Below are 23875 nucleotides of genomic sequence, written 5' to 3'. Positions count from 1 at the left end.
GGGCCAGCTCGACGGCCGCCGTCCCTCCCGGGCCGGCGGCCGTCGTGTCGTCTGCGCCAAGCGCGCCGGGGCGGTCGCCGACCGCCCCGCTTCCAGGCCGGCTCCGGGGCGCCGTGCAGCCGTCGGGCGTTGGATGGCGCGGACGGTGCCGACGGACGACACCGGACGGGAGTGGACCGGGATGGCCAAGCGGTGGATCGCGCCGGAGTTCGGCGGCGTCGAGGTGTTCGAGTTCGTGGAGACGACCGTGCCGGAGCCCCGCGCGGGTGAGGTGACGATCAGCGTCCGGGCGGCCGGCGTCAACCCCGCCGACTACAAGCACACCCAGGGCGGTCCGAACGCCGACCGCTCCCAGTTGCCGATGGGGATCGGGTACGAGGTCGCGGGCGTCATCAGCGCCATCGGACCGGGGACGACGATCGCGTCCGGTGGTGGGAGCACCGGCGACCGCGTCATCGCGTTCCGGGTCGACGGCGGCTACGCGACGGACATCACCGTCCCGGCGCACGACGTGTTCGCGGCGCCGGACACCCTCGACGATGCCGCGGCGGCGAACCTGTTCCTCGCCGGGACGACGGCGGCCGACGTGCTGCGGGTCGTCCACCCGGGCGAGGGCGACACGGTGCTCGTGCACGGTGCGTCCGGAGCGGTCGGGGTCAGCGTGCTCCAGCAGGCGCGACAGCGGGGCGTCCGCCTGATCGGCACCGCGTCGGAGGCGAACGCCGAGACGGTACGGCGGTTCGGCGGCGAGCCCGTGGCGTACGGCGAGGGGTTGGCCGACCGGGTGCGCGCGCTCGCACCGGAGGGTGTCGCGGCGGCCATCGACTGTGTCGGCACCGACGAGGCGGTCGACGTGTCGCTCGAGCTCGTGGCCGACCGCGACCGCATCGTGACCATCGCGGCGCACGGTCGTGCCCAGCAGGACGGCTTCCGGGCCGTGGGCGGTGCGCAGCCCGAGAGTGCCGCCTTCCGGGACTCGGTGCGGCAGCAGCTCGTGGACATGGCGGCGTCGGGGGAGCTCGTCGTGCCGGTCGCCCGGACATGGCCGCTCGCCGACGCCGTCGAGGCGCTGCGGTTCCTGCAGGAAGGCCACCCGGGCGGCAAGCTCGCACTCGTCCCCTGAGCAGGTCGCCTCGGTGCGGTCGGCGGGGCGGTCGCGGTCAGACGACCCGGAGTCGGACGAGCGAACCATCGACCACGAGGTCGCGCACCGTCACCCCGGGATCGGCGATCGCGAACCGCAACGCACCGCCGGGCTGGTCGAACCAGGGCTGCACGAGCCGGACGTTCACGAGGAACGGCCGGTCCGTCACGTAGCGGTGCACGTCCGGGCGCTGCATCGCGTGCGGCGGCAGTGACCGAGCGGGGAGCGGTGTGTCCAGGGGGTGCAGCAGGTAACCGTCGGGACCGCCGACGCGGTCGACGGGGATCCCGGCTGGGATCTGGATCGTCAGGCCCGCGTTGCCCGCGCCGTGCGCCTGCGCGGCGAGCTGCGGGTACGTGGCGCCCGCACGATCGCGGAGGGCGTCGAGTTCGGACTGCCGGACGTCGCGGGCCGGCGGGAACGGACGGTTGAGGAACCGCCGGAGCATCTCGACCGCGTCGTCCTCACTGCGGGCCACGGCCAATCGGCGGGGGTTGCCGTAGTCAACGACCTCGAGGGCCCAGTCCTGCCCGTGCGCCGACGCGGCGTCGACCGGCACGATCCGCAGGGCTCCCTCGACCGGCTCGTCGAGCGGGTGCTCCCCGGGGAGCACCACGTACCGGTCGGTGTAGCCGAGCTGATCGAGCGTGGGGCGGACGTCCGCGAAGGTCATGGTCGGAGCCTACCGAGCGGTCCTAGGCGCGGCCTCGGACGAGTGCCTGCTTGACCTCTGCGATCGCCTTGGTGACCTGGATGCCCCGCGGGCAGGCGTCGGTGCAGTTGAAGGTCGTGCGGCAGCGCCACACGCCCTCCTTGTCGTTGAGGATGTCGAGACGGACCTTCGCCTCGTCGTCGCGGGAGTCGAAGATGAACCGGTGCGCGTTGACGATCGCGGCCGGACCGAAGTACTGCCCGTCGGTCCAGAACACCGGGCACGAGGACGTGCACGCCGCGCACAGGATGCACTTCGTCGTGTCGTCGAAGCGCTCACGCTCGGCGACGGACTGCACGCGCTCCTTGCCCTTCTGCGGGGCGGACTTCGACTGCAGGAACGGCTGGACCTCGCGGTAGGAGGCGAAGAACGGCTCCATGTCGACGACGAGGTCCTTCTCGAGCGGCAGGCCCTTGATCGCCTCGACGTAGATCGGCTTCGACACGTCGAGGTCCTTGATCAGCGTCTTGCAGGCGAGCCGGTTCCGGCCGTTGATGCGCATGGCGTCCGAGCCGCAGACACCGTGTGCACACGACCGGCGGAAGGTCAGCGAACCGTCCTGCTCCCACTTCACCTGATGCAGGGCGTCGAGGATCCGGTCCGTCGGCAGCATCATCACGCCGAACTCCTGCCAGTGCGGCTCGGTGTCGACGTCCGGGTCGAACCGGCGGACCATGAGGGTCACCGGGAACGAGCCGGGAGGCGCGGTGCGGTCCTCGGTGCGGCTCGCGGGGGCGTCGCTGACCAGCGTGTCGGTCATCTCAGTACTTCCTCTCCATCGGCTGGTACCGGGTGATGACCACGGGCTTCCAGTCGAGTGTGATGTGGTCGTCCGCGAGCGAGGAGTGCGGATCGCCCGTCAGGTACGCCATGGTGTGCTGCATGTAGTTCTCGTCGTCGCGCTTCGGGTAGTCGTCGCGCATGTGGCCGCCACGGGACTCCTTGCGGTTCCGGGCGGAGAACACGACGACCTCGGCGAGGTCGAGCAGGAACCCGAGCTCGACGGCCTCGAGCAGGTCGGTGTTGAACCGCTTGCCCTTGTCCTGGACGGAGACCTGCAGGTACCGCTCGCGCAGCTCGTGGATGGTCGCCGTCACCTTGGCGAGCGACTCGTCCGTGCGGAACACCTGGGCGTTCTTGTCCATCTCGTCCTGCAACTCCTTGCGGAGGCTCGCCACGCGCTCGGTGCCCGTGGAGGCCCGCAGCTGCTCGAGCATGCGGCGCACGTTGCCCGCCGGGTCCTCGGGGAGCGGGACGAACTCCGCGGTCTGCACGTACGCCGCCGCGTTGTTGCCGCTCCGCTTGCCGAACACGTTGATGTCGAGCAACGAGTTCGTGCCGAGCCGGTTCGACCCGTGCACGGACACGCAGGCACACTCGCCGGCGGCGTAGAGGCCCGGCACCACGGTGTCGTTGTCCCGCAGGACCTCGGCGTTCGTGTTCGTCGGGATGCCCCCCATGGCGTAGTGCGCGGTCGGCATCACCGGCACGGGCTCCGTCACCGGGTCGACACCGAGGTACGTGCGCGCGAACTCGGTGATGTCCGGGAGCTTGGTCTCGAGGACCTCGGCCCCCAGGTGCGTGCAGTCGAGCAGGACGTAGTCCTTGTTCGGGCCGGCTCCGCGGCCCTCCGCGACCTCTTGCACCATGCACCTTGCGACGATGTCGCGGGGCGCGAGGTCCTTGATGGTCGGTGCGTAGCGCTCCATGAAACGCTCGCCGGAGGCGTTGCGGAGGATCGCGCCCTCACCGCGGGCGCCCTCCGTGAGCAGGATGCCGAGGCCCGCCAGGCCCGTCGGGTGGAACTGGAAGAACTCCATGTCCTCGAGCGGCAGGCCGGAACGCCACACGATGCCGACACCGTCGCCGGTGAGGGTGTGGGCGTTCGAGGTCGTCTTGTAGATCTTGCCGAACCCGCCGGTCGCGAAGATCAACGCCTTGGCGTGGAACACGTGGAGCTCGCCCGTCGCGAGCTCGAACGCGACGACGCCGACCGGCTGCTCGCGGGTGACGCCGTCATCGCCCGTGACCTCGGCCATGACGAGGTCGAGGGCGTAGAACTCGTTGAAGAAGTTGACGCCCAGCTTGACGCAGTTCTGGAACAGCGTCTGCAGGATCATGTGGCCCGTGCGGTCCGCCGCGTAGCAGGCGCGGCGCACCGGCGCCTTGCCGTGGTCGCGCGTGTGGCCGCCGAACCGACGCTGGTCGATCTTGCCCTCGGGCGTCCGGTTGAAGGGCAGCCCCATGTTCTCGAGGTCGATGACCGCGTCGATGGCCTCCTTCGCCAGGATCTCGGCGGCGTCCTGGTCGACCAGGTAGTCACCGCCCTTGATCGTGTCGAACGTGTGCCACTCCCAGGAGTCCTCTTCCACGTTGGCGAGCGCCGCTGCCATGCCGCCCTGCGCCGCGCCCGTGTGGGATCGCGTCGGGTACAGCTTCGAGATCACGGCTGTGTTCGCCTGCGGGCCGGCCTCGATCGCCGCTCGCATGCCGGCGCCTCCCGCGCCGATGATGACGATGTCGAACTGGTGGTGGTGGACCCCGTCGACGACGGAGCTCGTGGGTGCAGCGGTGGTGTCGGTCACGGACTTCTCTCGAGTGTGGTCAGGAGGGCGGAGCTCAGTGCGCGGGGCAGAACGACGGCAGGTCGGCGGCCGCGGCACCCGCCGGGCACGGGTCGAACGTCCAGCAGACGAGCGTGCCGAGCGCGATCAGCACGACGCACGCGACGAGCACGGCGCCGAGCAGGGTGCGCCGCACGGCCGGTCGCCCGACGTAGTCGTTGATGATCGTGCGCATGCCGTTCGAGCCGTGGATGAGCGCGAGCCACAGCATGAGCGTGTCCCACACCTGCCAGAGCGGACTCGCCCACTTGCCGGCGACGAAGGCGAAGTCGATCTGCTTGACGCCACCCCCGGCGACCATGTTGATGAACAGGTGCCCGAAGATGAGCACGACGAGGACGATCCCCGACGCGCGCATGTAGATCCAGCCCCACTTCTCCCAGTTGGTGGTGCGGCGGGCGGCCGGGGCGGAACGCGGGGCCTCGACGGTCTCGGTGGTCATCGGATCTCCTCCGCTCAGTGCAGGTCGGCCACGAGGTTCATGATCTGGGTCGGCAGGAAGCCCGCGATGAGCACCACCCAGATCCCGACCACGATCCAGAACATGAGCCGCTGGTACTGCGGTCCCTTGCTCCAGAAGTCGACCGCGACGATGCGCAGGCCGTTGATCGCGTGGAAGACGATCGCCATCACGAGGCCGGTCTCGCCGAGGTTCATGATCGGCGTCTTGTACGTGCCGATGACGGCGTCGTACGCGGCGGGCGAGAGTCGGACGAGGGCCGTGTCCAGGATGTGCACGAGCAGGAAGAAGTAGATCGCGACGCCCGTGATGCGGTGCAGCACCCACGACCACATGCCGGCGCCGCCGCGGTAGAGCGTGCCCGACGGGGCCCGCGGTGGTCGCGGTGTCGGTGCCGACGTGGGACCGACCGGCGCCGCGAGTGCCGTCGCGCCACCGGGTTCGTCGTGCACAGCGGTCTGCTCGGCCATGAGCGCGCCCTCCCGTGGGATGCTCGGCCGCCGATCGGCGGCCGTTGCCGTTCGTGTTCGTGTGGAACACGGACCATCCTACGGCCGGGCACCGACCTCCTCGTGCCATGCCGTCCGGGGGTGACCACGTGAACGGGCCGTGGCGATCCGGGGACGGGGGCCGCGCCTCCCGGACCGGCGGCCGGTGCCCCTGCCGCTCGTGCCGCCCCCGCCGATATGGTGACCGGATGACCGACGACCTCGAGCGCTTCTACGCCATCATCCCCGCCGGTGGCATCGGCTCCCGACTCTGGCCGTTGTCCCGGGCGGACGCGCCGAAGTTCCTCCACGACCTGACCGGTACGGGCGCGTCCCTGCTCCGGTCGACCTGGGACCGCCTCGCCCCGCTGAGCGGCGACCAACGCATCATGGTCGTCACCGGCCGTGCGCACCGCGCCGCCGTCGAACGTCAGCTCCCCGGTCTCGCCGACCACAACGTCGTGCTCGAGAGCGAACCGAAGGACTCGACCGCCGCGATCGGCCTCGCCGCCGCGATCCTGCGCCGCCGCGAGCCCGACGTCGTCATCGGCTCGTTCGCGGCCGACCACGTGATCGGTGACGTCCGCGGGTTCCGCCGGTCCGTCCGGGAGGCCGTGGTCGCGGCCGAGGCCGGCTACATCACGACGATCGGCATCACCCCGACCGAGCCGGCGATCGGCTTCGGCTACATCCACGCGGGGGAGCGGATCCACGTCGACTCGGCGAAGGACGTCCACGCCGTCCAGTCGTTCGTCGAGAAGCCCGACCTCGAGACGGCGACCGCGTACGTCGCAGACGGCTCCTACATGTGGAACGCGGGGATGTTCATCGCCCGGGCGGACCGACTGCTCGAGGAGATCGGGCGGAGCGAACCGGAACTCCTCGCCGGGATCGAGGAGCTCGCCGCCGCGTGGGACACGTCCTCGCGCGGGGCCGTCGTCGACCAGGTGTGGCCGCGACTCAAGAAGATCGCGATCGACTACACCGTCGCCGAGCCCGCCGCGGCGGCCGGGCGCATGGCGGTCGTGCCCGGGGACTTCGACTGGGACGACGTCGGCGACTTCGCCTCGCTCGCCAAGCTGCAGTCCGGCGGCCGACCGCACAACCTCGCCGTCCTCGGGGACAACGCCCGCATCCTCGCGGACTCGTCGAGCGGCATCGTGGTCAGCCACAGCGACCGGCTCATCTCGCTCATCGGCGTCGACGACATCGTGGTCGTGGACACCCCGGACGCGCTGCTCGTCACGACGAGCGCCAACGCGCAGCGGGTCAAGGGCGTCGTCGACGCGCTCAAGATCAGCGGCCGCGACGACGTGCTGTAGCCACGCCGCGTCGGAGTCCGCGCTGGTACCCCGGTGCCCGCGTCCGGGGTACCAGCGTTACGAGCGCGTTACAGGTTCGTCGCGATCGGGCAACGGTGCCCAGCCCCCGGCCGGAGCGGTCCTGCACCGGCCGGACCGTCGTGTACTGTCCTTCCGATCGCCCGGTGCGCAGAGCCGGGCTGCACCCCTGTGGAGGACACCCCGTGACATTCAGCACCCGTAAGCTCGCGCTCGGCGGCCTGGCCCTGCTGGGCACCGTGACGATGCTCGCCGGCTGTTCGGCCGCCCCGTCGTCGTCCAGTGCGTCGGGCTCGAAGTCGGACTTCCTGCCGTGCATGGTCTCGGACAACGGCGGCTTCGACGACCACTCGTTCAACCAGCTCGGCTACGACGGCCTGCAGGACGCGGCAAAGTCGCTCGGCGTCACCCCGAAGACGGTGCAGTCGACCGACTCGAACGACTACAACCCGAACATCCGCACCCTCCTCAGCCAGAAGTGCAGCCTGATCGTGACGGTCGGCTTCAACCTCGAGGCCGCGACGAAGTCGAACGCCGCGTCGAACGCCAAGACGAACTTCGCGATCATCGACGACACCCTGCAGTCGAAGAACATCAAGCCGATCACGTTCGACACCTCGCAGGCGGCGTTCCTCGGCGGGTACGCGGCGGCCAGCTACTCGAAGACCGGCGTGGTCGGCACCTTCGGCGGCCAGAAGCTCCCGACCGTGACCATCTACATGGACGGCTTCTACGACGGCGTCCAGTACTACAACCAGCAGCACGGCAAGGACGTCAAGGTCGTCGGCTGGAACGAGAAGACGCAGCAGGGTTCGTTCACGGGTGGCTTCTCGGCCGGCACCCAGGCCAAGTCGGTGGCACAGTCGCTCCTCGACCAGAACGCCGACGTGATCTTCCCCGTCGGTGGCCCGATCTACCAGTCCGCGGCCGAGGCGATCAACGACGCCAAGAACGGCAGCGTCCTCATCGGCGCCGACAGCGACCTCTACACCGCGGACCCGCGCTACAAGAGCATCGCCCTGACGAGCGTCCTCAAGGGCATCCGACAGGCCACGACCTCGGTCGTCGAGACCGCGGGCAAGGGCAAGTACTCGAACGCCCCGTACGTCGGCACGCTGAAGAACGACGGCGTCGGGCTCGCCCCGTTCCACGACTACTCGTCCAAGGTCGACTCCTCGCTCGCCGGCGAGCTGAAGACGATCAAGGCCGGGATCATCAGCGGCAAGATCAAGGTCGCGACCCAGTCGAACGTCAAGTAACACCCCGTCGCGGGCGGACGGCTCCGGCCGTCCGCCCGCGTTCGTGCGCCCGCCATCGGACCACCGCGGCGGCGCCGCCCTCCACCAGCGGACCCGCGCCCACCCCTGCGCGACTCCCGAGAGAAATAGAATCCGGCCCATGAAGCTCGAGCTCCGCGGCATCACCAAGCGCTTCGGCGCCCTCGTCGCGAACGACCACATCTCGCTCACCGTCGAGCCGGGCGAGATCCACTGCTTGCTCGGTGAGAACGGCGCGGGCAAGTCCACGCTCATGAACGTCCTCTACGGCCTGTACCAGGCGGACGAGGGCGAGATCCTCCTCGACGACACGGTGCAGCACTTCGACGGCCCGGGCGACGCGATGCGCGCCGGCATCGGGATGGTCCACCAGCACTTCATGCTCGTGCCGGTGTTCACCGTCGCCGAGAACGTCATGCTCGGACACGAGCCCACGACCTTCGGCGGCCGTCTCGACCTCGCGGGCGCCCGCAAGCGCGTCCGCGAGATCTCCGAGCGCTTCGGGTTCGACGTCGACCCCGACGCCAAGGTCGAGGACCTGCCGGTCGGCGTCCAGCAGCGGGTCGAGATCATCAAGGCCCTGTCGCGCGACGCCTCGGTGCTCGTGTTCGACGAGCCGACCGCGGTCCTCACCCCGCAGGAGACCGACGAGCTCATGTCGATCATGCGGCAGCTGCGCGAGGCCGGCACGGCGATCGTGTTCATCACCCACAAGCTCCGCGAGGTCCGCGAGGTCGCCGACCGCATCACGGTCGTGCGGCTCGGTCGCGTCGTCGGCGAGGCCTCGCCCACCGCGTCGAACGCCGAGCTCGCCGCGCTCATGGTCGGCCGCAGCGTCGAGCTCGTCGTCGACAAGGCCCCGGCCACACCCGGGGCGGACGCCCTCGTGGTCCGCGACCTCACGGTGACCGACGCAGCGGGCCACGTCCTCGTCGACGACCTGTCGTTCTCGGTCCGACGTGGCGAGATCCTGGCGATCGCGGGCGTCCAGGGCAACGGCCAGACCGAGCTGACCGAGGCCATCCTCGGGCTCGAGACCGTGCACGCGGGCACCATCACCCTGGACGGCCGGGACATCACCGACGCGAGCGTCAAGAAGGTGCTCGACGCCGGGGTGGGCTTCGTTCCCGAGGACCGACAAGAGGACGGCCTCGTCGCCGAGTTCTCGATCGCCGACAACCTCATCCTCGACCGCACGTCCTCGTCCGAGTTCGCCAGCGCGGGCACGATCCGGTCCGCCGAGCGCGACCGTTTCGCCGACGACAAGATCGCCGAGTTCGACGTCCGGACGCCGAGCCGGACCACCGCCGTCGGACGCCTGTCGGGCGGGAACCAGCAGAAGGTCGTCATCGCACGCGAGCTGAGCCGCGACCTCCGGTTGTTCGTCGCCGCGCAGCCCACCCGCGGCATCGACGTCGGGTCGATCGAGTTCGTGCACAAGCGCATCGTCGCCGCGCGCGACCAGGGCGTTCCCGTCATCGTCGTCTCGACCGAGCTCGACGAGGTCGTCGCGCTCGCCGACCGCATCGCCGTGATGTACCGCGGCACCATCATCGGCATCGTCCCGGCGGACACCCCGCGTGACGTGCTCGGCCTCATGATGGCGGGGGAACTCCCCGCCGGGACGGAACTCGCCGCATGACCGACGACACCCGGACGCCGACGACGGCGGCTGAACCGGACCTCCAGACCGACGACCGACTGCAGGACCTCGAAGCGGGCACGTCGCTGACCACCGAGACCGCCGACGACGGCGGCGGCGTGGACCGCTGGTCGGCGGCGCTGCGCGGGATCCTGGGCGGCTCGGTCCTCGTCACGGTGTTGGCCGTGGTCCTGGCGCTCGTCGCCAGCGGCATCCTCATCGCGATCACGGACAAGACGGTCACGACGGCGATGGGCTACTTCTTCGCCCGGCCCTCCGACACCTTCGTGGCGATCGGGCACAGCGTGGGCGGCGCGTTCCTCAGCATGTTCGACGGCGCGGTGTACGACCCGGGCCAGTCGACCTTCTCGTCGGGCATCGCGTCGCTCTGGACGACGATCGACTTCGCCACGCCGCTCATCGTCGCGGGCCTCGGGGTGGCGGTGTCGTTCCGCTCCGGACTGTTCAACATCGGCGGCCAGGGGCAGATCCTCGTCGGCGCCGCCTCCGCCGCCTGGTTCGGGTACTCGTTCCACATGCCGGCGATCGTGCACATCCCGCTGACGGTCGTCGCGGGCATCGTCGGCGGTGCGATCTGGGGCGGGATCGTGGGCGTGCTGAAGTCCCGCACGGGCGCGCACGAAGTGATCGTCACGATCATGCTCAACTACGTGGCGCTGTACCTGCTCGAGTACGGCCTCGGCACGAAGGGGCTGCTCCAGGCGCCCGGGAGCGCGAACCCGCAGTCGTCGCCGACGCTGCCGTCCGCGGTCCTCCCGACGCTCATCGGTGGCCAGGGGACCGGCGTCGACATCGGGATCCTCATCGCCATCGCGGCCGTCGTGTTCACGTGGTGGCTCATGAACCGGTCGACGCTGGGGTTCCGCTTCCGCACCGTGGGCGAGAACCCCCGTGCGGCGCGCGTCGCCGGCATGGACGTCGGCAGCATCACGATCTGGGCCATGGTGATCTCCGGGGCCCTCGTTGGCATCGCCGGGGCCTACCAGGTGCAGGCCGCGGTCACCAGCGGGTACGACCAGGGCATCGACGCGGGCATCGGGTTCGACGCCATCACGGTCGCGCTGCTCGGTCGCTCGAAGCCGTGGGGCGTCTTCTGGGCCGGTCTGCTGTTCGGTGCGCTCAAGGCCGGCGGCAGCTACGTGCAGGCCAGCCAGAACATCCCCATCGACATCGTCAGCGTCATCCAGGCGCTCATCGTCCTGTTCATCGCGGCCCCGCCGCTCGTCCGCGCGATCTTCCGGATCCCGCAGCCGGGTGCTCGCCGCACCAAGCGGAAGGCGGTCGCCGCGTGAGCGTCCTCGCCCCCAACGCCACCGCGCCGGCCGCGTCCGCCGCGGACCGTCCGGTGACGGCCATCCGGAGCTGGAAGGCACCGATCGGGTACGGCGTGTTCACGCTGTTCGCACTCGTGCTGTTCGGCGTGTTCCACAAGCCCGGCACGTCCACGTTCGAGCTCGCGTCGGCGCACGACCTCGTGCAGCTGCCCGCCGTGCCGCTCCCCGCGACCGGGACCGGCATCGTCGTCATCGTCCTCCTCGCCATCGGGACCGCCTACGCCACGTGGCGGGCAGCACGGTCGCGGAAGGTGCAGACCTGGGTGACCGTGCTGTTCGCGATCGCCTTCGTCATCGCGTTCCTCACGTGGGCCTCGCCCGGTTCGACGATCCCCGTCCCGGGTCTGCTCGTCGGCGCGCTCGGCCTGTCCGCCCCGCTCATCTTCGGCTCGCTCGGCGGTGTCATCTCCGAGCGCGTCGGTGTCGTGAACATCGCGATCGAGGGGCAGTTCCTCGCCGGTGCGTTCGCGTCCGCCGTCGTCGCGAGCATCACCGGTTCGGCGTGGGTCGGACTCGTCGCCGCGGTGATCGCCGGGGTGCTCGTGTCGTTCATCCTCGCGGCGTTCAGCATCAAGTACCTCGTCGACCAGGTGATCGTCGGCGTCGTCATCAACGCGTTCGTCTCGGGCCTCACCGGGTTCCTCTACTCCAAGGTCCTCGCGACCGACACGGCGCTCAACGTCGGCGTGCGGTTCCCGGCGATCGAGATCCCCGGACTCTCCGCGATCCCGATCATCGGCCCGGTGTTCTTCCACCAGTCGGTGATCGTGTACCTCATGTACATCGCGGTCGCCGCGGTCACGATCGGCCTGTTCACCACCCGCTGGGGCCTCCGGCTCCGGGCCGTCGGCGAGCACCCGCAGGCGGCCGACACCGTGGGCATCAACGTCACCAGCACCCGGTTCTGGAACGTCTCGCTCGCGGGCGCGATCGCCGGTCTCGGCGGTGCGTACTTCACCCTCGGGAACGCGGGCCCGTTCGCGAAGGACATGACGGCCGGTGCCGGGTACATCGCCCTCGCTGCCGTCATCTTCGGTCGATGGGACCCGATCAAGGCGACGCTCGCCGCGCTGCTCTTCGGGTTCGCCTCGAATCTGCAGAACCTGCTCGCGGCGATCCACTCGCCGGTGCCGACGCAGTTCCTGCTCATGCTGCCGTACGTCGTGACGATCTTCGCCGTCGCCGGACTCGTCGGGCAGTCCCGCGGTCCAGCCGCGTCCGGCAAGCCGTACATCAAGTCCTGATCCACCGCGGCCGCCCCCCAGGGGGAGCGATCGGCCGCGACCTGCTCCGCCGGGAGGCACACCCCATGTCCGCAACCGACCCCGCCACCCAGTCCGCTCACGCGGCGGAGGCGGCCCCGTCCCTCCCGGCCGACGTGGACTGGGACGCCCTGCGGGCGGCCGCGACCGAGGCGATGGGCCACGCGTACGTGCCCTACTCGTCGTTCCCCGTCGGGGCCGCCGCGATCACCGAGGACGGCCGCGTCGTCGCCGGCTGCAACGTCGAGAACGCCTCGTACGGTGTGACGCTCTGCGCCGAGTGCTCGCTCGTGTCCCAGCTCCACATGACGGGCGGTGGCCGGCTCGTCGCGTTCACCTGCGTCGACGGCAGCGGCTCCGTGCTCATGCCCTGCGGGCGCTGCCGGCAGCTGCTCTTCGAGCACTCCGCGGACGGGATGCTGCTCGAGACCGTGTCGGGCGTCCGCACGATGGACGAGGTCCTGCCGGGCGCGTTCGGGCCGCGGACCCTCGCGACCTACCGGGCGGAGCACCAGTGACCGCCGTGGAGCCGTTCGACACCGTCGACCTCATCCGCACGAAGCGGGGCCGCGGCACGCTGTCGACCGCCGAGATCGACTGGCTCGTCGACGCCTACACCCGCGGTTACGTCGCCGACGAGCAGATGGCGGCGCTCGCGATGGCGATCTTCCTCAACGGCATGGACCGGCGCGAGGTGCGCGACCTCACCCTGGCGATGATCGCGTCCGGCGAACGCATGTCGTTCGACGGACTCGGCAAGGTCACGGTGGACAAGCACTCGACCGGTGGCGTCGGCGACAAGACCACCCTGCCGCTCGCCCCGCTCGTCGCGTCGTTCGGCGTCGCCGTGCCGCAGCTGTCCGGCCGTGGACTCGGGCACACCGGTGGCACCCTCGACAAGCTCGAGTCGATCCCCGGCTGGCAGGCCTCGCTGTCGAACCCCCGGATGCGTGAGGTCCTCGCCGACGTCGGTGCGGTCGTGTGCGCGGCCGGGTCCGGACTCGCGCCGGCGGACAAGAAGCTGTACGCGCTCCGCGACGTCACCGGCACGGTCGAGTGCATCCCGCTCATCGCGTCGAGCATCATGAGCAAGAAGATCGCCGAGGGGACGGGCGCGCTCGTCCTCGACGTCAAGTTCGGGTCCGGCGCGTTCCTGCAGGACATCGAGCAGTCCCGGGCCCTCGCCCGCACGATGGTCGAACTCGGGCAGGACGCCGGCGTCGCCACCACGGCACTGCTCACGGACATGGACGTCCCCCTCGGCCGGACCATCGGCAACGCGCTCGAGGTCCGTGAGTCCGTGGAGGTCCTCGCCGGCGGCGGTCCGGCCGACCTCGTCGAGCTGACGCTCGCGCTCGCGACCGAGATGCTGCAGCTCGCAGGCCTGCCCGACGCCGACCCGGCCGCCGCGCTCGCAGACGGACGAGCGATGGACACCTGGCGTCGGATGATCGCCGCGCAGGGCGGCGAACCGTCCGCGCCACTCCCGACGGCTCGCGAGACCCACGTCGTCACCGCGCCGCGCTCGGGCGTGCTCACCGAGCAGCAGGCGCTGCCGTTCGGCATCGCGGCCTGGAGGCTCGGTGCCGGTCGTGCGCGCGCGCAGGACCCGGTGCAGGCGGGCGCCGGGATCGAGCTGCACGCGAAGCCGGGCGACGCCGTGACCACGGGGCAGCCCCTGTTCACGCTGCACACCGACGAGCCCGCGCGCTTCGACCGGGCCCTCGATGCGCTCGAGGGCGCCTGGGGGATCGGGGACACCGCGCCGGAGCGCGGTTCGATCGTGCGGGAGCGCATCGGCCGGTAGCCTTGGGGGCATGAGCGCCCCCGACCAGACCTACCGGCTCCCGGACGGCGGGGCGGTGATCAACGACCTGCCCAAGGTGTCCCTGCACGATCACCTCGACGGCGGCCTCCGCCCGACGACCATCGTCGAGCTCGCCGACGCGGCCGGGGTGTCCCTGCCGACGACCGACCCGGACGACCTCGGGCGCTGGTTCGCGGACCAGTCGAACTCCGGGTCGCTCGTCGAGTACCTCAAGACGTTCGACGTCACGACCGCCGTCATGCAGAGCCGCGAGGGACTGACGCGTGTCGCGCGGGACTTCGTCGAGGACCTCGTGGCCGACGGTGTCGTGTACGGCGAGGTGCGCTGGGCGCCCGAGCAGCACCTCCAGGGCGGTCTGACGCTCGACCAGACCGTCGAGGCGGTGCAGCAGGGCATCGAGGAAGCCGTGGACGCCGCTGGCGGGCGGATCCGCGTCGGCCAGCTCGTGACCGCGATGCGCCACGCCGACCGCGGGCTCGAGATCGCGGAACTCGCTGTGCGGCACCGTGACCACGGGGTCGTCGGCTTCGACATCGCGGGCGCCGAGGACGGCTTCCCCGCATCGCGGCACCGTGCGGCGTTCGACTACCTGGCGGCGCAGTTCATGCCCGTCACCGTGCACGCCGGCGAGGCGGCGGGGCTCGACTCCATCCGATCGGCGCTGCTCGACGGTCGTGCGCTGCGGCTCGGGCACGGCGTCCGCGTGTTCGAGGACGTCGAGATCACCGACGCCGACACGGACGGCTCGGCCCTCGCGGCCCTGGGCGAGATCGCGTCGTGGGTGCGGGACCGTGAGATCCCGCTCGAGGTGTCGCCGTCGTCGAACCTGCAGACCGGGGCGATCGCGGCCTGGGGCGACGACCTGGCGGACCACCCGTTCGACACGCTGTACCAGCTCGGGTTCCGGGTCACGGTCAACACCGACAACCGGCTCATGAGCGACACGTCGTTGTCGAAGGAGCTCGCGCTCCTCGCCGCGACGTTCGGGTACGACCTCGACGACCTCGCGGCGTTCCAGATCAACGCCGCGCTCGGAGCGTTCCTGCCCCTCGAGGACCGCGAGGAGATCATCGCGACGATCACCACGGGTCACGCCGAGGCATGACCGCCACGCTCCCGCCGCTCCCTGACAGCGCCGTCGTGATCCACGAGACGGCGGCGGACTGGCGCGCGGCCATCGGTCTCGCGGGCGGAGCGCTTGCCGCATCGGGAGCGACGGACCCCTCCTACGGCCGGTCGATGGTCGCCATGGTCGAGGAGCACGGCCCGTACATCGTGATCTCGCCCGGGCTGGCGTTGGCGCACGCCCGACCGGGTCCTGAGGTGCACCGCGACGGTCTCGCCGTGGTGACCCTGGCCGCACCGGTGGTCTTCGGGCATCCGCACAACGACCCCGTTCGGGTCGTGCTCGGGCTCGCCGTGGCGTCCGTCGGAGGGCATCTCGACTCCATCGGCGCCCTGGCGAACCTGTTCAACGACGCCTCCGTGACCGATCGGTTGGCGGCGGCGCAGAGCCCGGACGAGGTCCGGCAGATCATGGGGGTGACGGCATGAAGATCGTGACGATCTGCGGTGCGGGTATCGGTTCGAGTGGGATCCTCAAGGTCAACGCGGAGCGGGCGCTCGCCGACCTCGGGCTCGACGCCGACGTCGTCGCGGCCGACGTCGCCTCGGTGCGGGACGTCGCGGCTGACGCGCAGGTCATCCTGACGAGCGAGGAGTTCGTGGAGGCCATCGGACGGACCTACGCCGAGGTCATCGTCATCCGGAACCACTTCGACCAGCAGGAGATCTCGGCCGCGGTCGAGCGAGCGCTCGGCTGACCGCGGCCGGGTCGCTCCCGCTCGTCTGATCGCGATTGCACCGGCTCCTTCCGTTTGAACCCCCACGTGTCGCGGCTCGATCGGATGTCGGCGGTTCAACCGCGGCGCGCGCGGCCCACCGACGGGAGCAATCCCATGCGTGCGAGGACGGCGGGTGCGGCTCCGCCGGGCATGATGTCGGCCCAGACGAAGCGCACGACCGCCCGGACACCCGGTACCGATCGGAGACGATCCTCGCGGCGCTTCTCCTCGATGACCACCTGCTCCGGTGTCCTCCCGGCACGCACCGCGGGCGAGCGGTACTTCACGAGGCCGTCGAACTCCACGATGACACCCTGGTCCGGGAACCAGAAGTCGACGATGCCGATCGTTCCGCGGGCGTCCGTGAACCGGGCCTGGAGGAGCGGAGTCGGGGCGCCGAGGTCGTGCATCAGCAGCCGAGTGGCGCTCTCTCCCGGTGATTCGGCCTCCGGGGCGGCCAACGCGACGAGATCCCCCGCTCTCCGGACAGCGCGCGGAGTGGGTCGATCCTGGAGTTCTCGGGTCAGGTCCGCGGAGCGCACGCCGCGACGGAGGACTGCGTCCAGCACGATCAGCGATGAGCGTCGATCGGGCTCCAGCGCGATGTCCACAGCGGTGACCGCGAGGGCCGTCACCGGCGCGCCACACCAGCGGTCGATCGACACGACACGGCCGGCGGCGCCGACTTTGCGAACTCCGGTACGACGCTGTCCGGTCTGTCGCTCGGGGTCGAGGAACGTGACGACCGACGGGAACTCGCCGACCCACGGGAGCTCATGAACGGCGGCCGCCGACGCGTGCGAGATGATCAGCCGTTCGGCTACGGTCGGGAGGACCGCGCGGAGCCGAGCGCGATGCCGCGCGGCGGGTGTCGAGGCGCTCCACCCGGGCTCCGCGACGAAGCGGCCGGGAGCGAGGCGCACGGCTCTACCGCGCTCAACTGCTCGCAGCAGCCGTCGGCCGCGGTCGCCCGACGGATCAGCCGTGCCACCTTCGAGGATCTCGAGCTCGTCCATGTCGAGCAGTGTGCCGGGTAGCCGACCCCCGGCTCCGAGGATGTTCGACTTCTGTGGACAACTGCCCGAGCGCCGGCTCAGTGGGACGGCGCGTTCGAGCGTGGAAGCAGACGTCGAACACCCTTCGTCCGGTTGAACACGTCACTCGGGGTGTTCGACCGGAATGCTCCGGTTCATTCCAGCGGCAGGGTCCGGGGGACTAGGAGACGAGGGGGCGCACCGCGTCCGCGATCCGCTGCACGAGGACCGCCGCGGCGTCCGGGCCCTCGGAGGACACCGTGTCGATGTAGACCTTCACCTTCGGCTCCGTACCGCTCGGCCGCACGATCACCCGTGCGCCGCCGTCGAGGTCCCAGCGCAGGATGTCGGACGGCGGGAAACCGTCCACGCCGTCGCGGAAGTCCGTGACCTCGAGGACACGGATGCCGTCGAGATCGGCCGGCGGCGTCTCCCGGAGCGCGGACATCACCTGTTCGATGCGGTCGAGGTCGTCGACACGGACGGAGACCTGCCCGGAGCCAGCGGCACCGAACGTGTCGGCGAACTCCTGCAACCGGTCGGCGATGGTGCGTCCACGAGCGGCGAGTTCGGTGGCCAGACCCAGGAGCACGACCGCCGCCGAGATGCCGTCCTTGTCGCGGATGACCTGCGGGTCGACGAGGTACCCGAGGGCTTCCTCGTACCCGAAGACGAGGCCCGGGACCCTGGAGACCCACTTGAAGCCGGTCAGGGTGTCGCGGTAGTCCAGGCCGTACCGCTCCGCCACGTGCCGGAGTGCGGGGGAGCTCACGATGCTGGCGGCGAGGGTCGGCCTGGTGCCCTCGTCCGCGGCGTCACCCGTCGCCCGCCCAGCTCGACCCTGAGCAGCCTGCTCCGCCGCACGCCAGCCGAGCAGCCATCCGACCTCGTTGCCCGAGAGCCGCCGGAAGGACCGGGAGCCGTCGTCGGCGGGAACGGGGATCGCGAGCGCCAGGCGGTCGGCGTCCGGGTCGTTGGCGACGACGAGATCGGCGTCGAGCTCGACACCGCGCGCCAGCGCCAGGTCCATGGCCCCCGGCTCCTCCGGGTTCGGGAAGGCCACGGTGGGGAACGCCCCGTCGGGCTCGATCTGCTCGGGGACGACGTCGGGCTCGGCGAACCCGGCAGCCGCGAACACCTGGCGGGCGGTGGCCCAGCCGACGCCGTGCATGGCCGTGTAGACGACGCGCGGCTGCTCCTGCGGCGGCAGGGCGGGTGCGTCGACGAGACCGGCGGTGGCGGCGACGTACGCGTCGACGACCTCGGTGCCCTGGATCGCGTAGGCATCGCTGCGGGCGAGGTCACGGGTGTCGCCCGCGGCGACGGCGTCGATGGCCTGGGCGATCTCGGCGTCGACGGGGGGGACGATCTGGGAGCCGTGGTCGCCCTGGCCGAGGTACACCTTGTAGCCGTTGTCCCGCGGCGGGTTGTGGCTCGCGGTCACCATCACCCCGGCGCCGACGTCGAGGTGCCGCACGGCGAACGCGAGCACGGGCGTCGGCAGGGCCTCGGACAGCAGCGTGACCTCGATGCCGAGCCCCGCCAGGACCTCGGCGGAGTCGCGGGCGAACACGTCGGAGTTGACGCGGCCGTCGTAGCCGATGACGACACTGCGGACGCGCCCGGAGTCGATGAGGAAGCGTCCGAGTCCCGCCGCGGCCTGGGTGACGAGCACGCGGTTCATCCGGGTCGGTCCGGCGCCGAGCTCGCCCCGGAGGCCGGCCGTGCCGAACGCGAGGCGTGACCCGAAACGGTCCGCGAGCGGCGCCCAGTCGTCGTCGTCGCGTGCAGCACGGAGCAGCGCGTCGAGTTCGGCGCGGGTCTCGTCGTCGGGGTCCTGGTCGAGCCAGCGCGTCGCGGCATCGAGCAGGGCTGCGCGTGTCGACTCGTCGTCCGGGTCGTGCGCGCCGGACACCGTGCCGCTCACAGTGCCGCCACGACCCGGGCGAGGAGGTCGGCGATCACGGGCTCGGCGTCCTTGCCGGCTTGCAGGACCTCGGCGTGCGAGAGGGGTTCCTTCTGGATCCCGGCGGCCAGGTTCGTGATGAGCGAGAAGCCGAGGACCTCCATGCCGGCCTGCCGCGCGGCGATGGCCTCGAGCGCGGTGGACATGCCGACGATGTCACCGCCGATCGTCCGGGCCATCCGCACCTCGGCCCAGGTCTCGTACTGCGGCCCCCGGAACTGCGTGTACACGCCCTCGTCGAGCGTCGGGTCGATCTCCTTCGCCACGGCGCGGAGCCGTGCGGAGTACAGGTCGGTCAGGTCGACGAAGGTCGCGCCCTCGAGCGGGCTGTCCGCGGTGAGGTTGATGTGGTCGCTGATGAGGACGGGCGTGCCGGGCTTCCAGTGCTCCTTGATGCCGCCCGCGCCGTTCGTGAGCACCATGATCGACGCGCCGGTCGCGGCAGCGGTGCGGACGCTGTGCACGACCCGCCGGACGCCGTGGCCTTCGTAGTAGTGCGTCCGAGCGCCGATGACGAGCGCGTGCCGCCCGTCAGGCATCCGCACGGATCGCAGCGTCCCGGTGTGTCCGACGACCGCGGAGGCGCTGAACCCGGGGACCTCGGTGGCGGGGACCTCGGACACGGTCTCGCCGAGGAGGTCCGCGGCCTTCGCCCAGCCGCTCCCGAGGGTCAGGGCGATGTCGTGGTGCTCGATGCCCGAGCGGTCCGCGATCACGGCGGCGGCGTCGCGGGCGACCTCGAACGGGTCGACCGCGGGGTCGTTCAGGGGGTTCTCGCTGGTCGTGGTGGCCATGCCGACAACTCTAGATGCGGCTCGTCCGCGCGCTCGTCGACGGCCCCCGCGTGTGGAGCCGCGCCGCGCCTCCCGGCGTGTGGAGGACCAGGGCCGCGCTACGCGAGCTCGAGCAGCACATGTCCCGAGGACACGGTCTGCCCGACGGGCGCGTTCACGGCGCGCACGACGCCGTCGCGGTGCGCCTGCACGGGCTGCTCCATCTTCATGGCCTCGAGCACGACGAGCAGATCGCCCTTGACGACCTCCTGGCCCTCCTCGACGGCGAGCTTGACGACGGTCGCCTGCATCGGCGAGGTGACGCTCGCGCCGGAGGGACCACCGGCGCCGCCGCCCCGGACCGTGGAGGTGCGGCGCTTCGGGGGAGCGGTCCGGTGCCGGGGGGACGCCGCGACGCCGACGACGCTCGGCATCGTGACCTCGATCCGCTTGCCCGCCACCTCGACGACGACGCGTTCGCGCGCCGGCGGCTCGGGGAGCGCCTCGGGCTCGCCCGACCACGCGGGGATCTCGTTGACGAAGTCGGTCTCGATCCAGCGGGTGTACACGCTGAACGGTGCGTCGTCGGCGGTAGCGAACGCCGGGTCCTCCACGACGGCGCGGTGGAACGGCAGGACGGTCGGGAGGCCCGTGACCTCGAACTCGGCCAGCGCACGACGCGAACGCTCCAACGCCTCGGCGCGCGACGCTCCGGTGACGACGAGCTTGGCGAGCAGCGAGTCGAACGCACCGGTGACGACGTCGCCGGAGACGACACCGGAGTCGACGCGGACGCCGGGACCGGACGGGGCGTGGAACACGTGGACCGGGCCGGGCGCGGGGAAGAAGTTGCGGCCGGGGTCCTCGCCGTTGATGCGGAACTCGAACGAGTGCCCTCGGGCCTCCGGGTCCGGGTAGTCGAGCGTGCCGCCCTCGGCGATGCGGAACTGCTCGCGGACCAGGTCGATGCCGGTGACCTCCTCGGACACCGTGTGCTCGACCTGCAGGCGCGTGTTCACCTCGAGGAACGAGACGGTGCCGTCCCGACCGACCAGGAACTCGCAGGTGCCCGCGCCGAGGTAGCCGACCTCGCGCAGGATGGCCTTCGAAGAGGTGTACAGCTGCTCGGTCTGCTCCGGCGTCAGGTACGGCGCCGGGGCCTCCTCGACGAGCTTCTGGTGGCGGCGCTGCAGCGAGCAGTCACGCGTCGACACGACGACGACGTTGCCCTCGGCGTCGGCCAGGCACTGGGTCTCGACGTGGCGCGGTTCGTCGAGGTACTTCTCGACGAAGCACTCGCCGCGTCCGAACGCCGCCACGGCCTCGCGGGTGGCGGAGTCGAACAGCTCGGGGATCTCCTCGCGGGTCCGGGCGACCTTGAGGCCACGACCGCCGCCGCCGAACGCCGCCTTGATGGCGACGGGCAGGCCGACCTCGTCCGCGAAGGCCACGACCTCGGAGACGTCCTGGACCGGCTCGATGGTGCCGGGTGCGAGCGGCGCGCCGACCGCCTCCGCCACGTGCCGGGCGGACACCTTGTCGCCGAGCCGCTCGATGGCCTCGGGCGACGGGCCGATCCACACGAGTCCGGCGTCGATCACCGCGCGGGCGAAGTCCGCGTTCTCGGCGAGGAACCCGTACCCGGGGTGCACGGCGTCGGCACCGGAGCGTCGGGCGACGGAGACGATCTTGTCGATGACGAGGTAGGTGTCGGCGCTCGTCGTCCCGTTCAGCGCGTAGGCCTCGTCGGCGAGGCGGGCGTGCAGGGCGTCACGGTCCTGGTCGGCGTAGACGGCGACCGAGGCCTTGCCCGCGTCACGTGCCGCTCGGATGATCCGGACCGCGATCTCGCCACGGTTCGCGATGAGGACCTTGCTGATACGGGGCATGAGAACTCAGCGTATTCGCGCCCCGGGTGCCCCCATTGACCGGCATGCACAAAGAAGGCGTGGTCCGGCCGTGCGGTTGCTACAACGCCCTCCGGGTCAGGCGGTGGCCCACAGATCGTGCCAGGCGATGCCGAAGCCGTGACGGAGCATCGACCGCAGCATGGGCAGCGACAGTCCGACGACCGCGCTCGGGGCACCCTCGATCCGGGTGATGTACGCGGCGGCGGCGCCGTCGATCGTGAACGCGCCCGCGACCTCGAGCGGCTCGCCGGTCGCCACGTACGCCGCCACCTCGTCGGGGTCGACGTCGTCGGCGAAGGTGAGCCGCGCACCGTCCACCGCCACGACGGTGTCACCCTCGATCCGCATGCCGGGAGGAACGGCACCGGCCCGGCCCGCCGGTCCCGCATGCGCACCGGTCGCGTGGTCGTCGGCGGTCGTCGACGCGGCCGTACCGGAGCCTCCCGGCCGGTCCCGTCGGCGGTCGACGACGCAGTGGCCGGACCACAGGGTGCCGCCGCCGGCCGCGAGCATCCCGCGCCACCGCTCGCGCGCGACGACCGGGTCGTGGGGTTTGCCGTACAGGTGGCCGTCGACCTCGAACGCGGAGTCGCCTCCGAGGACGACACCGTCCACGGGGGAGCCGGCGATCGACCGGTCCGCGACGGCGCGGGCCTTCGCGACGGCGAGCAGCGACACGAGCTCGGGGCCCGTGAGCGCCCGACCGAGGCGCTGTGCCTCGGCGGCGGCGGTGGACTCCTCGTCGACGCCGGGCGCCACGAGGACGGGCTCGATCCCCGACTGGGCCAGGAGGGCCCGCCGTGCCGGGGAGGTGCTCGCGAGGTACAGGCGGGTGCGCATGCGACCATCGTTCCATGGGTGACCAGGTCGGAACGCTGCTCGAACTCGACGTCACCGGGATCGCGCACGGCGGGATCACGGTGGCGCGGCACGAGGGACGCGTCGTGTTCGTGACCGACGCGATCCCGGGCGAGCGGGTCGTCGCCCGGGTGGGTGAGGACCGGAAGAAGTCGTTCTGGCGCGCGGACACCGTCGAGGTGCTCGCGCCGTCACCGCACCGTCGTCCGCACGTCTGGGAGGCCGCCGCGATCGAGCGCGATCCCGCCGAGCGGGCCGGTGGTGCCGAGTTCGGACACATCGCACTCGAGCACCAGCGGGCCCTGAAGCAGCAGGTCCTCGTCGAGGCGTTCGCGCGGTTCGCACACCTCGACCTGCCCGACGTCGAGGTCGTCGCCGCGCCCGGGGACGACGCCGCGGACGGTCTCGGCTGGCGGACCCGCGTCCGGCTGCACGTCGACGAGGACGGCACGCCCGGCCCCTTCGCCGCGCGCTCGCACCACGTCGTCGCGGTGCACGACCTGCCGCTCGCGGCGGCCGCCGTCGCGGCGGCCGCACCGCTCGGCGCGAGGACCATGCCGGGCGCGGCCGTGGTCGACGTCCTGGCCCCGTCGGAGGGGTCGGGCGAGGGTCGGCTCGTCATCGACGCGCAGGCACCCACCGTCGTGCACGAACGGGTCGGCGACCGGGTGTTCGCCGTCGACGACACGGGGTTCTGGCAGGTACACCGTGCCGCACCCCGGGTCCTGACCGACGCCGTCCGGCGCGCCGTGGATCCGGACCGGCTCGACCCCCAGGGCCACCACCTCGACCTGTACGGCGGCGTCGGGCTGCTCGCGGCGGCGCTCGGTGACCTCGTCGGAGGTGGATACCGCGTCACGAGCGTCGAGAGCGCCGCGGCCGCGACCGAGCACGCCCAGGAGAACCTCGCCGAATGGGTCGGAGCGCGTGCCGAGACGGGGCGCGTCGACCGGTGGCTGCGGCGCACGCTGGACACCGTCGGGCGGACCGAGCGGGACCGGTTCGCGGCCGGCACCGTCGTGCTCGACCCGCCGCGGGCCGGGGCCGGGAGGGACGTGGTCGAGTCCGTCGTCGCGCTCGCGCCCGCCCAGGTCGTGTACGTCGCGTGCGACCCCGTCGCGCTGGCGCGCGACGTCGCCACGTTCGCCGAGCTCGGGTACCGGCTGGACGACGTCCGCGGGCACGACCTGTTCCCGCACACGCACCACGTCGAGGCCGTGGCGCGGCTCGTCCCCGAGGTCTGACCCCGTCCTCGCCGTCCCCCGAACCGCGGACCGGAACCGAGCCCGATGCTGGTGGCGGCCTGAGTACGATGGTGACGGCGAGCGGAACAGGGGCCGCACGCCGGAAGCGAGGCG

At 71.4% G+C, this 23875-nt stretch carries 22 protein-coding genes; 12 read left to right on the top strand and 10 right to left on the bottom strand.

The features are described from left to right. Positions 1 to 181 precede the first annotated feature (181 nt). Complete coding sequence (locus tag DEI93_RS10680; RefSeq protein WP_111009626.1) at positions 182 to 1123, top strand: NADP-dependent oxidoreductase; 942 nt, start codon at positions 182 to 184, stop codon at positions 1121 to 1123. Positions 1124 to 1160: 37 nt separating this feature from the next. Here the strand turns inward: DEI93_RS10680 and DEI93_RS10675 are convergent, their stop codons facing one another. From DEI93_RS10675 to sdhC, 5 genes are read right to left on the bottom strand one after another with little or no spacing between them, the layout of a single operon-like run. Then, positions 1161 to 1817, bottom strand: coding sequence for a TNT domain-containing protein (locus DEI93_RS10675; RefSeq protein ID WP_111009502.1), 657 nt, complete (start codon positions 1815 to 1817; stop codon positions 1161 to 1163). Positions 1818 to 1839: 22 nt separating this feature from the next. After that, positions 1840 to 2616: a succinate dehydrogenase iron-sulfur subunit gene (locus DEI93_RS10670; RefSeq protein ID WP_111009503.1), complete on the bottom strand. Its 777-nt coding sequence runs from the start codon at positions 2614 to 2616 to the stop codon at positions 1840 to 1842. A 1-nt stretch (position 2617) separates the two neighbouring features. Continuing rightward, positions 2618 to 4441 carry a succinate dehydrogenase flavoprotein subunit gene (sdhA, locus tag DEI93_RS10665; RefSeq protein ID WP_111009504.1) on the bottom strand — a complete coding sequence of 608 codons (1824 nt, stop codon included), beginning with the start codon at positions 4439 to 4441 and terminating at the stop codon, positions 2618 to 2620. Between the two features lie 34 nt (positions 4442 to 4475). After that, entirely contained in the window at positions 4476 to 4922 is a 447-nt protein-coding gene (gene sdhD, locus DEI93_RS10660) for a succinate dehydrogenase, hydrophobic membrane anchor protein (protein WP_111009505.1), read from the bottom strand. A gap of 14 nt (positions 4923 to 4936) precedes the next feature. Then, positions 4937 to 5410, bottom strand: coding sequence for a succinate dehydrogenase, cytochrome b556 subunit (gene sdhC, locus DEI93_RS10655; RefSeq protein WP_111119259.1), 474 nt, complete (start codon positions 5408 to 5410; stop codon positions 4937 to 4939). Positions 5411 to 5637: 227 nt separating this feature from the next. On the opposite strand from sdhC, the gene DEI93_RS10650 reads away from it, so the two are divergent. The 10 genes from DEI93_RS10650 (at position 5638) to DEI93_RS10605 (ending at position 15955) form a co-directional block, all read left to right on the top strand. Continuing rightward, positions 5638 to 6750, top strand: a complete 1113-nt coding sequence (locus DEI93_RS10650) for a mannose-1-phosphate guanylyltransferase (protein WP_111009507.1) — start codon at positions 5638 to 5640, stop codon at positions 6748 to 6750. Between the two features lie 203 nt (positions 6751 to 6953). Further along, entirely contained in the window at positions 6954 to 8027 is a 1074-nt protein-coding gene (locus tag DEI93_RS10645) for a BMP family lipoprotein (protein WP_111009508.1), read from the top strand. Between the two features lie 139 nt (positions 8028 to 8166). Further along, a complete protein-coding gene (locus tag DEI93_RS10640; protein ID WP_111009509.1) occupies positions 8167 to 9687 on the top strand; it encodes an ABC transporter ATP-binding protein in 1521 nt (506 codons plus the stop codon). Beyond that, the gene (locus tag DEI93_RS10635; RefSeq protein ID WP_111119260.1) at positions 9684 to 11000 is read left to right on the top strand and encodes an ABC transporter permease; all 1317 of its coding nucleotides are present in this window, start codon (positions 9684 to 9686) and stop codon (positions 10998 to 11000) included. Before DEI93_RS10640 ends, DEI93_RS10635 begins: the two co-directional genes overlap by 4 nt. Beyond that, the gene (locus tag DEI93_RS10630; RefSeq protein WP_111026204.1) at positions 10997 to 12286 is read left to right on the top strand and encodes an ABC transporter permease; all 1290 of its coding nucleotides are present in this window, start codon (positions 10997 to 10999) and stop codon (positions 12284 to 12286) included. The genes DEI93_RS10635 and DEI93_RS10630 overlap by 4 nt, the downstream gene beginning before the upstream one ends. A 65-nt stretch (positions 12287 to 12351) precedes the next feature. Next, positions 12352 to 12822: a cytidine deaminase gene (locus DEI93_RS10625; RefSeq protein ID WP_111119261.1), complete on the top strand. Its 471-nt coding sequence runs from the start codon at positions 12352 to 12354 to the stop codon at positions 12820 to 12822. Beyond that, positions 12819 to 14111, top strand: a complete 1293-nt coding sequence (locus tag DEI93_RS10620) for a thymidine phosphorylase (protein ID WP_111119262.1) — start codon at positions 12819 to 12821, stop codon at positions 14109 to 14111. Before DEI93_RS10625 ends, DEI93_RS10620 begins: the two co-directional genes overlap by 4 nt. A 10-nt stretch (positions 14112 to 14121) precedes the next feature. Further along, positions 14122 to 15237, top strand: coding sequence for an adenosine deaminase (locus tag DEI93_RS10615; RefSeq protein WP_111009514.1), 1116 nt, complete (start codon positions 14122 to 14124; stop codon positions 15235 to 15237). Beyond that, complete coding sequence (locus tag DEI93_RS10610) at positions 15234 to 15686, top strand: PTS sugar transporter subunit IIA (protein WP_111009515.1); 453 nt, start codon at positions 15234 to 15236, stop codon at positions 15684 to 15686. Before DEI93_RS10615 ends, DEI93_RS10610 begins: the two co-directional genes overlap by 4 nt. After that, a complete protein-coding gene (locus tag DEI93_RS10605) occupies positions 15683 to 15955 on the top strand; it encodes a PTS sugar transporter subunit IIB (protein ID WP_111009516.1) in 273 nt (90 codons plus the stop codon). The genes DEI93_RS10610 and DEI93_RS10605 overlap by 4 nt, the downstream gene beginning before the upstream one ends. Before the next feature lie 95 nt (positions 15956 to 16050). Here DEI93_RS10605 and DEI93_RS10600 read toward each other — a convergent pair whose 3' ends face one another. From DEI93_RS10600 to DEI93_RS10580, 5 genes are all read right to left on the bottom strand, one after another. After that, entirely contained in the window at positions 16051 to 16992 is a 942-nt protein-coding gene (locus DEI93_RS10600) for a hypothetical protein (protein WP_284158409.1), read from the bottom strand. Positions 16993 to 17191: 199 nt separating this feature from the next. Next, a complete protein-coding gene (locus tag DEI93_RS10595; RefSeq protein WP_502868530.1) occupies positions 17192 to 18937 on the bottom strand; it encodes a phospho-sugar mutase in 1746 nt (581 codons plus the stop codon). Next, positions 18934 to 19770, bottom strand: coding sequence for a purine-nucleoside phosphorylase (locus DEI93_RS10590; RefSeq protein WP_111009518.1), 837 nt, complete (start codon positions 19768 to 19770; stop codon positions 18934 to 18936). Before DEI93_RS10590 ends, DEI93_RS10595 begins: the two co-directional genes overlap by 4 nt. Before the next feature lie 98 nt (positions 19771 to 19868). Beyond that, positions 19869 to 21638, bottom strand: coding sequence for an acetyl/propionyl/methylcrotonyl-CoA carboxylase subunit alpha (locus tag DEI93_RS10585; RefSeq protein WP_111009519.1), 1770 nt, complete (start codon positions 21636 to 21638; stop codon positions 19869 to 19871). 96 nt (positions 21639 to 21734) lie between these two features. Then, positions 21735 to 22499, bottom strand: coding sequence for a Maf family protein (locus DEI93_RS10580; RefSeq protein WP_111119264.1), 765 nt, complete (start codon positions 22497 to 22499; stop codon positions 21735 to 21737). 14 nt (positions 22500 to 22513) lie between these two features. Between DEI93_RS10580 and DEI93_RS10575 the strand changes: the two genes are divergently transcribed. Beyond that, entirely contained in the window at positions 22514 to 23761 is a 1248-nt protein-coding gene (locus DEI93_RS10575; RefSeq protein WP_111119265.1) for a class I SAM-dependent RNA methyltransferase, read from the top strand. Positions 23762 to 23875 lie beyond the last annotated feature (114 nt).

This window comes from Curtobacterium sp. MCBD17_035 (assembly GCF_003234815.2).
Lineage (GTDB): Bacteria > Actinomycetota > Actinomycetes > Actinomycetales > Microbacteriaceae > Curtobacterium.
Note: the sequence above shows the minus strand (reverse complement) of the source record. Positions and strands in the feature narration are given on the sequence as shown.